This window comes from Flavobacterium defluvii, from assembly GCF_900129555.1.
GTDB classification, from domain to species: Bacteria; Bacteroidota; Bacteroidia; order Flavobacteriales; family Flavobacteriaceae; genus Flavobacterium; species Flavobacterium defluvii.
The window spans coordinates 243,399-259,240 of the sequence record NZ_FQWC01000008.1 but is presented as its reverse complement, the minus strand read 5'-3'; the positions used below and the strand labels follow the sequence as shown (position 1 = coordinate 259,240).

General features: G+C 31.8%; 14 protein-coding genes, 2 tRNA genes and 1 rRNA gene. 11 read left to right on the top strand and 6 right to left on the bottom strand.

The window, feature by feature from the left end; translation table 11 throughout:
- From rrf to BUC29_RS17425, 5 genes are all read left to right on the top strand, one after another.
- A 5S ribosomal RNA gene (gene rrf / locus BUC29_RS17445) occupies window positions 1-82 on the top strand; the annotation flags it as partial.
- Between the two features lie 70 nt (window positions 83-152).
- Window positions 153-225, top strand: a tRNA-Phe gene (locus BUC29_RS17440).
- Between the two features lie 6 nt (window positions 226-231).
- Window positions 232-317, top strand: a tRNA-Leu gene (locus BUC29_RS17435).
- Window positions 318-460: 143 nt separating this feature from the next.
- Window positions 461-913 (top strand): DUF1569 domain-containing protein, encoded by a 453-nt coding sequence (locus tag BUC29_RS17430; RefSeq protein ID WP_073417453.1) that lies wholly within the window; start codon window positions 461-463, stop codon window positions 911-913.
- Window positions 914-926: 13 nt separating this feature from the next.
- On the top strand, window positions 927-1,361 hold the full coding sequence (locus BUC29_RS17425; protein ID WP_073417465.1) for a 3-methyl-2-oxobutanoate hydroxymethyltransferase: 435 nt from the start codon (window positions 927-929) through the stop codon (window positions 1,359-1,361).
- Between the two features lies 1 nt (window position 1,362).
- Here the strand turns inward: BUC29_RS17425 and BUC29_RS17420 are convergent, their stop codons facing one another.
- The gene (locus tag BUC29_RS17420; protein WP_073417452.1) at window positions 1,363-2,013 is read right to left on the bottom strand and encodes an endonuclease III domain-containing protein; all 651 of its coding nucleotides are present in this window, start codon (window positions 2,011-2,013) and stop codon (window positions 1,363-1,365) included.
- 43 nt (window positions 2,014-2,056) lie between these two features.
- Window positions 2,057-2,923 carry an alpha/beta hydrolase gene (locus BUC29_RS17415; protein ID WP_073417451.1) on the bottom strand — a complete coding sequence of 289 codons (867 nt, stop codon included), beginning with the start codon at window positions 2,921-2,923 and terminating at the stop codon, window positions 2,057-2,059.
- A gap of 111 nt (window positions 2,924-3,034) precedes the next feature.
- On the opposite strand from BUC29_RS17415, the gene BUC29_RS17410 reads away from it, so the two are divergent.
- The 6 genes from BUC29_RS17410 (at window position 3,035) to BUC29_RS17385 (ending at window position 12,689) form a co-directional block, all read left to right on the top strand.
- Entirely contained in the window at window positions 3,035-4,462 is a 1,428-nt protein-coding gene (locus BUC29_RS17410) for a glycogen synthase (protein ID WP_073417450.1), read from the top strand.
- Window positions 4,452-5,732, top strand: a complete 1,281-nt coding sequence (locus BUC29_RS17405; RefSeq protein WP_073417449.1) for a glucose-1-phosphate adenylyltransferase — start codon at window positions 4,452-4,454, stop codon at window positions 5,730-5,732. Before BUC29_RS17410 ends, BUC29_RS17405 begins: the two co-directional genes overlap by 11 nt.
- A gap of 95 nt (window positions 5,733-5,827) precedes the next feature.
- Window positions 5,828-7,732 carry a 1,4-alpha-glucan branching protein GlgB gene (gene glgB / locus BUC29_RS17400; protein WP_073417448.1) on the top strand — a complete coding sequence of 635 codons (1,905 nt, stop codon included), beginning with the start codon at window positions 5,828-5,830 and terminating at the stop codon, window positions 7,730-7,732.
- A 203-nt stretch (window positions 7,733-7,935) separates the two neighbouring features.
- Window positions 7,936-10,335, top strand: a complete 2,400-nt coding sequence (locus BUC29_RS17395) for a glycoside hydrolase family 31 protein (protein WP_073417447.1) — start codon at window positions 7,936-7,938, stop codon at window positions 10,333-10,335.
- Between the two features lie 85 nt (window positions 10,336-10,420).
- Window positions 10,421-11,230, top strand: a complete 810-nt coding sequence (locus tag BUC29_RS17390; RefSeq protein ID WP_073417446.1) for a M48 family metallopeptidase — start codon at window positions 10,421-10,423, stop codon at window positions 11,228-11,230.
- 154 nt (window positions 11,231-11,384) lie between these two features.
- On the top strand, window positions 11,385-12,689 hold the full coding sequence (locus tag BUC29_RS17385; protein ID WP_073417445.1) for an MFS transporter: 1,305 nt from the start codon (window positions 11,385-11,387) through the stop codon (window positions 12,687-12,689).
- Between the two features lie 89 nt (window positions 12,690-12,778).
- Here the strand turns inward: BUC29_RS17385 and BUC29_RS17380 are convergent, their stop codons facing one another.
- Genes BUC29_RS17380 through BUC29_RS17365 form a run of 4 tightly spaced genes read right to left on the bottom strand, consistent with a single transcriptional unit; the run spans window position 12,779 to window position 15,651 of the window.
- Window positions 12,779-13,501, bottom strand: a complete 723-nt coding sequence (locus BUC29_RS17380) for a head GIN domain-containing protein (protein ID WP_073417444.1) — start codon at window positions 13,499-13,501, stop codon at window positions 12,779-12,781.
- Between the two features lie 20 nt (window positions 13,502-13,521).
- Window positions 13,522-14,580: a hypothetical protein gene (locus tag BUC29_RS17375; RefSeq protein WP_073417443.1), complete on the bottom strand. Its 1,059-nt coding sequence runs from the start codon at window positions 14,578-14,580 to the stop codon at window positions 13,522-13,524.
- Complete coding sequence (locus BUC29_RS17370) at window positions 14,564-15,100, bottom strand: anti-sigma factor (protein ID WP_073417442.1); 537 nt, start codon at window positions 15,098-15,100, stop codon at window positions 14,564-14,566. The genes BUC29_RS17375 and BUC29_RS17370 overlap by 17 nt, the downstream gene beginning before the upstream one ends.
- A complete protein-coding gene (locus BUC29_RS17365) occupies window positions 15,097-15,651 on the bottom strand; it encodes an RNA polymerase sigma factor (protein ID WP_073417441.1) in 555 nt (184 codons plus the stop codon). The genes BUC29_RS17370 and BUC29_RS17365 overlap by 4 nt, the downstream gene beginning before the upstream one ends.
- Window positions 15,652-15,842 lie beyond the last annotated feature (191 nt).

The following is a 15,842-nucleotide window of genomic DNA, read 5'->3' as shown; positions in this document are numbered from 1 at the left end:
TCTTCCCATCCCGAACAGAGAAGTTAAGCCCGCCTGCGCAGATGGTACTGCAGTATTGTGGGAGAGTATGTCGTCGCCTTTCTTTTAAAAACCCTGTTTCCAAGAAACGGGGTTTTTTATTCAAACTTTTACTTAATTATTTAAGTAATAAAGGTACCTTAGCTCAGATGGTAGAGCAATGGACTGAAAATCCATGTGTCCCTGGTTCGATCCCTGGAGGTACCACATAATGCTCGGATGGTGAAATTGGTAGACACGCTGGACTTAAAATCCAGTGAACAGCAATGTTCGTGCGGGTTCAAGTCCCGCTCTGAGTACTAAAAACTTCAATTAGCTTTTTGCTAATTGAAGTTTTTTTTTATCTCATTTTTTAAATTAGCTTCAATTTGAATTATTTTGAAAGTATTTATTAAGATAAATTTTATATTTTTACAGGAAGTATTATATGAGATTTTAATCTATGCAAAATATTTTCCTAAAACAAGATTGTGATCAATTTATAAATCGAATTAATAATCTTAAGGCAGACTCACAACCTCTTTGGGGTAAAATGTCTGTTGATAAGATGCTGGCGCATTGCAATGTGACTTATGAAATGGTTTATGATAATATCCACTCTAAGCCGAATATTTTTATAAGATTAATTTTGAAGCTATTAGCTAAAAAAGCTATAGTAAATGAAACTCCATACTCAAGAAATATTAATACTGCTCCTCAATTTATTATTGCCGGAAATCGCAATTTTGAAAAGGAAAAAAATAGATTAATATCCTATATTCTAAAAACACAGGAATTGGGAGAAAATGAATTTCAGGGAAAGGAATCTCTTTCTTTAGGTAAATTGAATTCCAAAGAATGGAATAACATGTTTGCCAAACATTTAGATCATCACTTATCACAGTTTGGCGTTTAATTTTATTTGGTATATGAGAGTTTATTTTATTCTATTTTTTTCTTTTTTAGGATTATGTTCTAATGCTCAGAAGCAGGAAGTTCAAAAAAGTATTGAAATTTTTTTTGAAGGTTTTCATCAAAAGGATACTATAAAAATTAAGACAGTTTGTGCCGATAAAATGATTTTGCAGTCTATAAGTGAGAGTTATTCAAAGGGAAATAAATTATCAGATGAAACAGCAAAAGAATTTTATAAATCTATTGCGACTATTTCTCCAAATATCAAATTTCAGGAGAAAATACTGAGTTATAATATTCAAATAGATGGGTCGATGGCTCATTTTTGGGCTCCTTATGAGTTTTATTTAAACGATAAATTAAGTCATACAGGTGTAAATACTTTTACATTATTTAAAGAAAAAGATTCCTGGAAAATTATATATCTTATTGATACACGCAGGAAATAATCTAATTTTTTAGAACTACAGTATTGTAATACAGGCAGATATCGGTTAAAAGACATTCTTCACATTTTGGTTTGGGCCTGCAGATTTCACGACCTAAAAATGAAATCGCCATTCCTATTTCTGACCAGATATTTTTTGGTAAAGCCTGCATTAATTCTTTTTCAACTTTATTTCCATCTTTAGATTCCGTGATTATTCCAATTCTAGGAGCTACACGAATTACATGTAAATCGGCAATTATGCCTTCTGCAGGTTTGTTGGCTTCTCTTAAAATAACATTTGCTGATTTTCTGCCAATTCCTTTTAAGGCTGTTAATTCAGTCATTGTAAGAGGTATATCTTTATCATTTTTGATTGTCTTCGCAATTTCTAAAAGCCAGTTTGCTTTTGTTGCATGATTTCTTACCTTACTTATATACGGAATTAAAGTTTCAAAATCTGTTTTTGACAAGTTCATAAGTGTTGGAAATTTTTCAAATAAAGCGGGAGCAATATTATTGATATTTGCATCTGAATCTTGTGCAGACAAAATCACCATAACCAAAAGCTGATATATATTTTGATAATGTAAAGGATGTTTTCTGCCTTTATATTCTTTTAAAATGGGTTTTAGTTTAGTTTCCCAATTTTCTGTTTCTCCAAATAAATTCATCTTTTACTTTTTTAAAACGATATTGAATTTGTTATATATAAAATTAGCTGATTTTAATGAATTCCAGAATTTTTTTAATAACATTTTGATTTCCAAGGATTTTTCTATGACCTAATCCATCGGTTAAAAATAAGGATCCATTTTCCAGATTTTCTTGGATGTGAATTCCTGCTTTTACGGAAACTTCCGGATCATCATTATCATGGATTACTAATACAGGAATTTTAACTTTCTGCGCAGCTTTATATGCTGAAAAATCATCCATTTTCAATTGATATTTATCTTCAAAAAATATCTTAAGCCTTTCACTAAATTTATTTTTTAGTTTTAATTTAAAAATGAACTCGTCTAAAATATCCTGAACGATATCTCCACTACCAATTATTATAGCTTTATTTACTTGTAAACCATCTTTTATAGCATTTAAAACAGACATTCCGCCCAGCGAGTGACCAATTGCAAATTCAAAAGGTCCAAACTGTTTTTCAATTTCTAAAATAGAAGCTATGAACTCAGACATAATCGTGGTTTTCCCTTGTGATTTTCCATGTGCAGGTGCATCAAAGCTTACAGTAGAATAACCATTTTGTAAAAGCTCATCGGCAATTTTAAACAATTGAGTTCCTCTTCCTGACCATCCATGAACTAACAATACTTTACGCTGACTTTCTCCATAATGATAAGTCACGATGTTTTTGTCGATAGCAGAAACATAAACATTTTTTTTAATGCTTTTGCGATCCATTTCAAACTCACGTTTGGGAACTTTATGTTTTATAGGTGTTGTAAATATTCTCGCTGCAAATTTTGTAGCCAATTTTGTTGACACAAATGCGCAAAATTTGGCAGATAGTATAATTATCTGTGGAATTTTTAATGATTTAGTAGGATTAATTGCCTTTTTTGCCATTTCAATAAAACTTATTTAGAAGCTTAACCTTGCTTATTTTTTTGCTAAATTTAGAAAACATAAAAGTAGCATATTAATTGTTTCTTAAAAATAATCACAAATTAATTCTGAATGGAAATATTTCATATTAGTGCAGAATGTTATCCAATGGCAAAAGTTGGTGGTTTGGCCGATGTGGTTGGTGCTTTACCCAAATATCAAAAAAATGCCGGAAATGAGGTTCGTGTAGTTGTTCCGGCTTATGATACAAAATTTAGAAAAGAAAATGATTTTGAATGTGTACACTGGGGAACGGTTAAATTAGGAAATTTCAATTTTCCGTTCAGTGTTTTAAAAGAATGTACGGATAAATTAGGATATGAATTATATCTTATTGAAATCAATGAATTGTTTAATCGTCCTAATATTTATGGTTATGAAGATGATATAGAACGATTTCTATCATTTCAAATTGCTGCATTAGACTGGATTATTGCTCGAAATAAGGTACCTGATATTATAAACTGTCATGATCATCATACTGGTTTAATTCCGTTTTTATTGAAATTTGCTTATAAATATGAAAATTTAAAAGATGTAAAAACTGCTATAACGATTCATAATGGTTTATATCAGGGATGGTTTGGTTTTGATAAGCTGTATTATCTGCCAGAATTTGATTTGAAACATGTGGGATTTTTAGAGTGGAATAATTCTATTAATTCGCTTGCGGTTGGCGTAAAATGTGCAAACGCTGTAACAACAGTTTCTCCTAGTTATTTGGATGAGATTAATTATAATGCAAATGGTTTAGAATCTTTGTTTAATACTGTTCGTAATAAATCGAAAGGGATTTTAAATGGAATCGATATTGAAATTTGGAATCCTTTAAAAGATCCGATGATTGCTGCAAATTATTCAATAGAAAATTTCGAAATTGGAAAACAAAAAAATAAAGAAAAATTGTGTGAACAGTTTGATCTCGATCCTGCAAAACCATTGTTTAGTTTTATCGGTCGTTTGTTTGAAGAAAAGGGAGGAGATTTACTTCCGCAGGCTTCGGCATTAGCATTATCAGAACATTTTGAAGATATTAATATTTTAATTTTAGGGTCGGGAAATTCAGAAATAGAATCGCATTTGATTCAGCTTCGCAATGATTATAAAGGAAATTATAATGTTTTTATAGGTTATAATGAAGATTTAGCACATTTGATTTACGCAGGTTCAGATTATATTTTGATGCCTTCGAGAGTTGAACCATGCGGTTTGAATCAAATGTATGCTATGAGATATGGAACAATTCCAATTGTCAGGAGAACGGGAGGATTACGAGATACGGTTATTGATTTTGGAGACGATGGAAACGGAATTTGCCATGATCAGGCTTCTGTGGCAGATATATGTTATTCGATAAATCGTGCTGTTAGGTTGTATGAGGACAAATTAAATTTTAATAAAGTTTTAAAAAAAGGAATGTCAGCAGATCATTCCTGGGAAAGTGTGTGCCAAGAATACATAGAAATATACAACTTAATAATTCAGCAAAATGAAATTTAAAAAGAAAAATGTAGTTGCCATTATTTTAGGGGGCGGACAAGGATCTCGCTTGTTCCCATTAACAGAAACAAGATCAAAACCTGCTGTTCCGATTGGAGGTAAATATCGCTTGGTAGATATTCCTATTTCAAATTGTATCAATTCGGATATTTTTAAAATATTTGTTTTGACACAATTTAATTCGGCATCATTAAATGCACATATAAAAAACACTTTTAATTTTAGTATTTTCAGCCAGTCTTTTGTCGATATTTTGGCAGCAGAACAAACTCCAGATAACCCAACCTGGTTTCAGGGAACGGCAGATGCTGTAAGACAGTGTATGTCACATTTCTTAAAACACGATTTCGATCATGCCTTAATTCTTTCTGGAGATCAATTGTATCAAATGGATTTTAACGAAATGCTGGAAGCTCATATTGCTGCTGATGCTGAAATTTCTATTGCAACTCTGCCTGTTAATGCTAAAGATGCGCCAGAATTTGGGATTCTGAAAACTGATCATGAAAACAATATTCATGCTTTTATTGAAAAACCACATGCATCTTTGCTGCCAGAATGGGAATCTGAAGTAAGTGAACATATGCAGGAAAAAGGAAAAAAATATCTTGCCTCTATGGGAATTTATATTTTCAATAAATCTTTGCTTGAAGAATTAATGGCCAATCAGGAAACGAAAGATTTTGGTAAAGAAATTATTCCGCAGGCTGTTGGAAAACATAAAATATTAAGTTATCAATATGAAGGATATTGGACTGATATTGGAAATATTGAATCTTTTTTTGAAGCTAATATTGGTTTGACCGCAGATATTCCGGAGTTTAATTTATTCGATAATGAAAATAAAATTTTCACAAGACCAAGATTATTACCGCCATCCAAATTTAGAAATTCAATTATCAATCAATCTTTAATTTCTGAAGGCTGTATTATTAATGCAAAAGAAATAAAAAGTTCTGTAATTGGTATTCGTTCAAGAATTGGCGAAGGAACTGTTCTTGAAAATTGCTATGTTATGGGAAATGATTTTTATCAGGATCTTGATGAAATGAACCATGACAGCAGTATTAATAAAACTCATGTTGGTATTGGTGAAAATTGTTTTATAAAAAATGCTTTAATCGATAAAAATGTGCGTATTGGAAATAATGTTCACATTAGTGGAGGAAAACATCTGGACAATTTTACGAATGAATTATATAGTATAAAAGACGGAATAGTTGTAATTAAAAAAGGAGTTACGCTTTCAGATAATTTTAGAATTGAATAATTTATCAATATCAATATCAATATCAATATCAATATCAATATCAATATCAATATCAATATCAATATCAATATCAATTTTTTCCTTAAAACCCCAATATGACAAAAGTTATCGCCCATTCTCTTTTTACCGATTTTGATATAGATTTATTCAAAGCCGGAAAACACTTCAAATTATATGAAAAATTAGGAGCACATTTAATTGAAGTAAATGGAGTAAAAGGCGTTTATTTTGCAGTTTGGGCCCCAACAGCGCAGTCGGTTTCGGTTGTAGGAGATTTTAATTATTGGACTCAGGGAGAGCATAACTTAAATGTTCGCTGGGATTCGTCGGGAATTTGGGAAGGATTTATTCCGGAAATTTCAAAAGGTACGCTTTACAAATATAAAATTCAATCAAACATAAATGGCGTAATTACAGAAAAAGCCGATCCGTTTGCTCTTTATTGTGAAAAACCGCCGCACACGGCTTCTGTGGTTTGGGATTTAGATTATAATTGGAAAGATGAAAACTGGATGCAGAATCGTCAGCAGCATAATGCTTTAGACAAGCCATATTCAGTTTACGAAGTACATTTAGGTTCATGGAAACGTGCAGATCACAACCGGTTTTTAAGTTATTTAGAACTCGCAGATGATTTAGTAAAATATGTAAAAGAAACTGGTTTCACACATGTTGAATTTATGCCAATTATGGAATATCCTTACGATCCTTCATGGGGTTATCAGTTAACAGGATATTTTGCACCAACTTCTCGTTTTGGTAAACCACAGGATTTTATGGTATTAGTCGATCGATTGCACCAGGAAGGAATTGGAGTAATTTTAGATTGGGTTCCATCTCATTTTCCGGATGATTCTCATGGATTAGGTTTTTTTGACGGCTCGCATTTATATGAACATCCCGATCGAAGAAAAGGGTATCATCCCGATTGGAAAAGTTTGGTTTTTAATTATGGAAGAAATGAGGTTCGTGCCTTTTTAATCAGCAATGCTGTTTTCTGGCTTCAAAATTATCATGTGGATGGATTACGTGTCGATGCCGTTGCTTCAATGTTATATCTGGATTATTCAAGAAAAGATGGTGAATGGGAAGCTAATATATATGGCGGAAGAGAAAATCTTGACTCAATTAGTTTTCTTAAAGAATTTAATGAAGTTATATATGCTAAATTTAATGGAGTTCAGACTATTGCAGAAGAAAGTACTTCTTTTCCAATGGTTTCCAGACCAACATTTACGGGAGGTTTAGGATTTGGTATGAAATGGATGATGGGCTGGATGCATGATACTTTAAAATATTTTCAAAAAGAAACAGTTTATAGAAAATACCATCAAAACGATTTGACATTTTCGATGACCTATGCCTTTACCGAAAACTTTATGCTTCCGTTTTCTCACGATGAAGTTGTTTACGGAAAACAGTCCCTAATTTATAAAATGCCGGGTGACGAATGGCAACGTTTTGCCAATTTGAGATTATTATACGGTTATATGTTTACGCATCCCGGAACAAAATTATTGTTTCAGGGAGCTGAATTTGGCCAAACTGGCGAATGGAATTTCGAACAAAGTTTAGACTGGCATTTGCTGCAATATGATTTTCATTCGGGGATAAAGAGATTAATCACAGATTTAAATCAATTATATAAATCACATCCGGCTTTGTATGAAAAACAATTTATAGGGGATGGTTTTGAATGGATAAATTATTCAGATCATCAAAATGCTGTTTTATCATTTATCCGAAAAGGAAATAACCCAGATGAAAATGTAATTGTGGTTTGTAATTTTACTCAGGTTGTGAGAGAAAATTATAGGATTGGAATTTCTAAAAATGGCCAATTGCAAGAAATTTTTAACACCGATGCCTCAATCTATGGAGGAAGCGGCGTTGGAAATCAAAAATCATTAAAAATAGAATCTATTACTTATGATGGAAGAGAATTTTCTGTTGAATTAATTTTGCCTCCTTTGAGTGTAACTGTATATTCTTTCATTTAAATAAAATCTGACAAATATTTTCAACAGTACTTTTTTGTCATTTTATCGTTCTTAAATTATCGATTTTTCGATTTTTTGATCTCTAATTTGATTCTCAATCAGAAAAAACGTTTTCGTGAATAAACCTTTTATTCATAGCCCTTTACTAACTTTTTTCGTATGTTTGAAATAGAGATTATTGTTATAATTAATTCATTGGCGATATGATTACAAATACATCATTAGAATACAAAGGAGATTTATATCCATCAAAAATCGTTTCTTATGAACATGAAGGCGATTCGATTTTTTTCAATACAGATAACAAAGTAATCTTAAAAGTCACTATTCTCAGGGACAGCTTAATTCGATTTCGATTTACTACAAAAGGTTATTTCAGCAATGATTTTTCGTATGCCATAGATAAAACACAGCTTCACGGTTATAATTTTCTGGAACTTACAGAAGAAGAAACTTATTTTGAAATAAGAACCAGCAAAGTAAAATGTAAAATTCAAAAAGCAGATTTACGTCTTTCTATTTATGATTTAAATGATTTTTTAATTCTTGAAGATGAACTGGGTTTTCATTGGGAAGAAAGCTACGAGTATGGCGGAAATATCGTAAAAATGAGTAAATTTTCTAAAGACGGAGAATGTTATTACGGTCTGGGAGATAAAGCTACTCAAATGAACCTTAAAGGTAAAAGAGTTGAAAATTTTGCTACAGATCAATATGCTTATCAAAAAGATCAGGACCCTTTATATAAAGTAGTTCCGTTTTATATTGGTTTACATAACAAACAATCATACGGTATTTTCTTCGACAATACTTTTAGGACTTTCTTTGATTTTTGTCAAGAAAGAAGAAACGTTACAAGCTTTTGGGCAGAAGGTGGAGAAATGAATTATTATTTCATTTACGGCCCACAGATGCAGGATGTTGTGACAACTTATACTGATTTAACAGGAAAACCAGAATTACCACCACTTTGGGTTTTAGGGTATCATCAATGTAAATGGAGTTATTATCCTGAAAGCAAAGTAAAAGAAATCACATCAAAATTCAGGGAGCTTAAAATCCCTTGCGACGCCATTTATCTGGATATAGATTATATGGAAGGATTTCGATGTTTTACATGGAATAAAAATTATTTTCCAGACCCAAAAAGAATGGTCGCTGAATTAGCAGAAGATGGATTTAAAACTGTTGTAATCATCGATCCGGGAATTAAAATAGATAAAGATTACTGGGTTTACAAAGAAGCTTTAGAAAAAGATTATTTCTGTAAAAGAGCTGATGGACCTTATATGAAAGGAAAAGTCTGGCCGGGTGAATGTAATTTTCCGGATTACACAAATCCCGCTGTTAGAGAATGGTGGGCTGGTTTATTTAAAGAATTAGTTTCAGAAATTGGTGTAAAAGGAGTTTGGAATGATATGAACGAACCTGCGGTAATGGAAGTTCCTAATAAAACTTTCCCGATGGATGTTCGCCACTTTTACGACGGAAATCCTTGCAGCCATAGAAAAGCACATAATATTTACGGAACACAAATGGCAAGAGCAACTTATCATGGCGTAAAACGTTTTGCTTATCCAAAACGTCCTTTTGTGATTACAAGATCGGCTTATTCCGGCGCACAGCGTTATACATCTTCGTGGACGGGAGATAATGTAGCAACGTGGGAACATTTATGGGTAGCAAATATTCAGGTTCAAAGGATGTCAATTTCGGGAATGGGATTTACAGGTTCTGATATTGGTGGGTTTGCAGAACAGCCAACAGGCGAGTTGTATGCACGCTGGATTCAGCTTGGTGTTTTTCATCCGTTTTGCAGAACGCATTCTTCCGGCGATCACGGAAATCAGGAACCCTGGGCTTTTGACGAAGAAGTTATTAATATTACTAGAAAATTTGTCAGCCTACGCTATCAGTTACTTCCTTATTTGTATACCATGTTTTGGCAGTACATTGAAGAAGGAGTTCCGATGTTAAAACCTTTAGTTTATTATGATCAGGATGATACACAAACGCATTATCGTAACGACGAATTCATCTTCGGAAATCAAATTTTAGTATGTCCAATTCTTGAACCTAATGCTGTAGGCAGACGTATGTATATTCCACGTGGCGAGTGGTATAACTATTGGACAAATGAGCTTTTTATTGGAGGAAGAGAAATCTGGGTTGATACTAAATTTGATGAGATTCCGGTTTTTGTAAAAGCCGGAGCAATTATTCCGAAATATCCGGTTCAGCAATACGTTGGCGAACTTGAATTTGATGAGTTAACACTTGATGTTTATTTTAAAAACGGAAAAGAAAAATCAGTTGTGTACGAAGATGCCCAAGATGGATACGATTATAAAAAAGGACGTTACAGCTTTTTATCTTTTAGGACTATTGGTAAAGAAAAAGAATTAATTATTCAACTTCATAAAGAAGGTAAATACGACACGCCTTATAATAAATACAAAATTAATTTAATTGGACTTCCATTTAAAGTTGCTGAAATCGAAATCGACAATGAAAAAATCGAATTTGATCAAATTAGTTTTGAAGCAAGCCATTTGCTTATTGTTGACAAAGAATTTAATGAGCTTCATATTATTGGTGAATAAGTAAAAATTCTGATATTTTTTTAGCGTATTGTATAAAGTATTAATTCGTAATAATTGTATTTTTGTATGAAAAATAGCGTGAATTATGAAAAAATATTTGTTTTTAGGAATTTTTGGAGCACTTGTAGCGGCATGTGCAACAAACCCAATTACAGGAAAACAAAATTTAAATTTTGTTTCAAATAGTGAATTATTTCCATCTTCATTTCAACAATACAGTCAGTTTTTGTCTGAAAATAAAGTTATAACCGGAACATCAGATGCAAAACTTGTTGAAACTGTTGGATATAAAATTAAGGCTGCGGCCGAAAAATATTTAAATTATCTAGGTCAGACACAGTATTTAAAAGATTATCGCTGGGAATATAAACTTGTTGATAATAAAGAAGTTAATGCATGGTGTTTGCCAGGAGGAAAAATTGTTGTTTATTCAGGAATTTTACCGATAACCCAAAATGAATCTGGTTTGGCAACCGTAATGGGACATGAGGTTTCGCATGCATTAGCCAATCATGGTGCACAAAGAATGTCTGCAGCACAATTGCAGCAAATAGGAGGTGTTGCATTAGGAGCTGCAACAAGCGGAAAATCTGAAGCAACACAACAAATTTTTGCGCAAGCTTACGGAATTGGTTCTGAAGTAGGAGTAATGCTTCCATTTAGCAGAAGTAATGAAAGTGAAGCTGATAAAATTGGTTTAACTTTAATGGCCATTGCAGGATATAACCCAGATGATGCTGTTGCTTTTTGGAGCAGAATGTCGGCTAAATCTGGAGGTTCATCAACACCAGAATTTATGAGTACGCACCCGTCTGATGCAACGAGAATTGCCAACATAAAAGCTTTAATTCCAGAAGCTAAAGCAATTGCACTTAAAGTAGGTACAATAAAATAAAATACAATTTTTTAAAATTTAGAAAAGCTATTCTTTTTGAATAGCTTTTTTTGCGTCAGATTCTTTATAATTTATTAATACATGATTTAGATATTTTATATTTGATTATAATAAAAATTAGATAAATTCGTAGCGCATTAACAAAACCATTTCTATGAAAAACCTACAAAAAGGAGACAAGAAATTATTAAATGCCTGGGCATTTTATGATTGGGCAAATTCAGTTTATACACTTACTATTGCCTCTGCAGTATTTCCAATTTTTTATGACGCGCTTTTCCCAAAAGACAATCATTATATTGATGTTTTTGGTCTTCATTTAAAAAATTCGGCTTTAATTAGTTTTACTACAGCTGCAGCATTTTTAGTTGTTTCTTTTATTTCACCATTATTATCTGGAATTGCAGATTATGTGGGGAATAAAAAATCCTTCATGAAATTTTTCTGTTACATGGGAGCATTGTCTTGTATGGGATTGTATTGGTTTGATCTCAAAAATATTTACGTTGGATTAGCTTTTTATTTTCTTGGATTATTAGGATATTGGGGAAGTTTAGTTTTTTATAATTCTTATCTTCCGGACATTGCTTTTGAAGATCAGCAGGATAGAATAAGCGCAAAAGGATATTCAATGGGATATATTGGAAGTGTTCTTTTGTTAGGTATCAATTTATGGATGATAATGGGAGCTGAAAATGATACTGCAAGAATGGAAGCGATGCGTTATTCTTTTGTGATGGTAGGAGTATGGTGGATTTTATTCAGTCAATATACTTATTATTATTTGCCAAAAGGAAGTTCAGAAAAGAGTCAGAAATTAACAAAAGACGTTGTTTTTAACGGTTTCAAAGAATTAAAAAAGGTTTGGGGTTTATTGAATGAAAATGTGCCTTTAAGAAGATATTTAGGAGGATTTTTTGTTTCCAGCATGGCAGTACAAACAGTTATGTTGGTTGCTACTTATTTTGGAGCACAGGAAATTCAATGGTCATCAAAAGAAGAAAGTACGATTGGTTTAATATTTTGTATTTTATTAATTCAGATAGTAGCTGTTTTTGGCGCTCTTCTTACTTCAAGAGCTTCAGCAAAATGGGGAAATGTTTCCACTTTAATTTTTATTAATGGTATTTGGGCGGTATTTTGTGCTATGGCTTATTTTATGACATTGCCAATTCATTTTTATATAATGGCAACAATTGTGGGATTTGTAATGGGAGGAATACAAGCTTTGTCACGTTCAACTTATTCGAAATTATTGCCTGAAACAGAAGATACTGCGTCATTCTTTAGTTTTTATGACGTTGCCGAAAAAATAGGAATTGTAATTGGAATGTGTGTTTATGGAATTATCGATCAGATTACAGGCAGTCCGCGTGCGGCGATTGTGATTTTGGCGATATTCTTTGTGACATCCATTTTCTTACTAAGAAGAGTTCATAAAAAAGAGGTTTCAAATTAATTGAAACCTCTTTGATATCAATATCACGAATTGCAGGATTATTTGATTGATGATGATTTTGAAATTCGTGATTTTTTTTTACTAATAAATTAACCTTTAGTAATATTTCCAGAACCTGAAACCTTTACATCGCGTTTTTCAGGATTTCCAGTATATTTAATATTTCCGGAACCAGCTACTCTCGCTATTAAACTTTCATTAGAACTAACTTTTGTATTTCCTGAGCCAGAGACATTTGCAATAACATTTTTAGATTTTAGGTTTGAAGCATCAATATCACCGGAACCTGAAAGTTTTGTGGTAAAATTATCTGCAGTACCTTTTAAATTAATATTGCCTGAACCGCTTACATTTAGTTCTAAATTATCTGCATCAACAGGAAGATTAAAATCACCAGATCCGGAAAGTTTTACTGCTAGTTTATCATTTTTGATAACATCTTTTGAAGCAACATTTCCTGATCCTGAAAGGCTTAATTCAGAAATTTTCTCAAAAGGAACTACAATTTCAACAGATTTCGTAGGGCGAATGTTTGTGAATTTTTCGATATGAATTTTTAGTGTATTGTCTTCAACTTCAACTTTAATGTATGACAATAAATTTTCTTCACCCTTAATAGTGATTTTACCTTCTTTTCCTGCTACAAGATTTACATCAAAAAAGCCTGAAATTTTAATAGAGTCATAATCTCCGGTAGTTCTTGTTTCGGTAACAACTTTTCCGTTTCCTTTAATTTTTTCATATGGCTGTGCTTCGGTTGTATAACTTAAAAGAAATACTGCACAGATTAAAAGTAGAATTGATTTTTTCATCGTTTTTGATTTTTAGATTGTTATTTTTTGATTAATGATACATTTCCGTAATTAGAAGTAATATTGATTTTGTTTTGGCCTTTCTTTTTGTAAAAACCGCTTATTCTTTTTGTATTACTTTTGACTTCGCTGGTTGTTATATCTAAACTGTTATCATGTTTTATGCCTGTATATCTTCCTGAAATATCAAAATCAAAAGCATAGTTGGCATCAAATCCTAAAGTCACATCTGTATATCCTGAATTAAGGCTGACATTTCCTGCTTTTTCGTTAATATTTCCAACATTGATTCTACTATAATTAGTATCAAAAGTAAAACTGCTTGAAATTTCGCCAATTGAAATTGTCAGATAATTTCCAGATCCAGTTAATGAATTAATTTTTTGAAATTTAAATGTTCCGTAATTGCAGTCATATTTAATATTTTGACCGTCATTTAAAGTGATATCTGTATAATTAGCACCCAAATTAAGATTTCCGGAATCATTAATTTTTAAGCCTGAATACCTTGCGTCAATTGTTCCGTTTTTTATGTAATCTATACTTGAATTTTGACAGTATGCAATTTCAATTCGATTGTTTGAACCGTTTAATCTGCCTAGTGTAGTTTTTCCGTACTTACAATTTATATCGGCAGTTCCTTCCAGATTCAGTGTCGAAATATTTCCATATTTGTTAACGAGTTTTACAGAGCCATTTTTAGGAATTTTGATGACGTAATTAATTTCAAAACTATTATTGCTTCCTTTGCTTTTTAAGGCCGAATTTCCAATATTGGTTACTGCCGAAACTAAACTTTTGAGTGCCGTAATATCGACATCAATGCTGTTTAATCGTTCATTTACCCAGTTTTCATTGGCACCATTAACTTTAATAGTTATGTCAAGATCAATTTTGTCCTCATCCCATGTAGATACTGAGATGTTGCCGTATTTATTATCGATATCAATTCCTGCGTTTGAATTTACGATATACGTTTTTTGAATACTTTTTTGCTTTGTGATATAAGTATCATCATTCGAAAATCCTAAAAAAGGAATCAAAAGCAAAAGGATTAATAAATTATAATGTTTTTTCATTAGATGTGTTTTTTAAGTTTTCGTTTTCTTCAATTCGCTGTAAAACTGTCTGCAAAAAAGAAATTCTCGTTTGCAGATTGCTTATCATAGCATAGATGATCTGTTTGTTTTCTCCATTTTTCTGAACCTCTTTAATGATTTTTTCATAATCGGCGTCAAATACTTTCATTTGTTTTAAGGCATCATTAATGATCTGCTCATTTTCGGGAGATTTTTTTTCTTTTAGTTTAACTAGCTCATTTTCGATCAAAATAGTAAAGATAGAGTCGGTGCGTTTGGTTTCTTTCGATGCAAACTTGAGTTCTTTCGGTTTTTCGGTATTATTATAAAAAACAGATATACTCAAGAGTATAGCAATCGACGCAGCTATGGCCCAGCCGGCATAATTTTTTTTCTTTTGCGGTTTGTTATTTAATTTGTTTAAGAAATCAATTTGATGATCCGGATTCATTTCATGAATATCCCATTGATTTTCAAATTTGTCAAATAATTGACCTAAATCGTCATTTTCCTTTTTCATAAGTCCTCTAATTTTTTTCGTAAACTTTCTTTAGCTCTGCTCAGCGTTGTTCTGCAGTTTGCATAGCTAATATTTAATATTTCACAAATTTCTTCCTGATCGTAACCTTCAATGTAAAAAAGTGTCAAAACCATTCTGTAATTGTCTTTTAAACCTGAAATTGTATCCAAAACCTGTTTCACTTTTAGTGAATTCAAATCGATACTATCAGATAAGACTGAATCGTTTTCTTCAATTTTAAAAAGCGATTTATTCAGGTCTTCCATCTGGAAAGCATTATTTTTTTTGTAAAAATCAATACTATAATTAATAATGATTCTTTTAAGCCACGCACCAAACGCAACTTCCTGTCTATAATCGTTAATTTTTGTAAAAGCTTTCAAAAAACCTTCCTGCATGACGTCTTGTGCAAAATGCTCGTCTTTTACAATCCTGTAAGCCACGTTATACATAGCTTTACAATAACGATTGTAAACTTCGAATTGAGCTTTTTGATTATTGTTTTTACAAAGCGCGATTAATTCTTCGATATTTTGATTAGTTATACTCAAGTAATGGCTGCTAGTTTTTTATAATGACTTAGCTTTTTTTGGTTTGTTACAGTTTTTATAAAATTAATTTTATTTTTTTTACAAATAATTGAATTCAGAGGTAAAAAACTAAATTTCAAACCTGACTATTTTGCATTTGGCATAATGATTGTCTATTTTTATGCCCTATCTTGTAAATAAAACACTTCTTA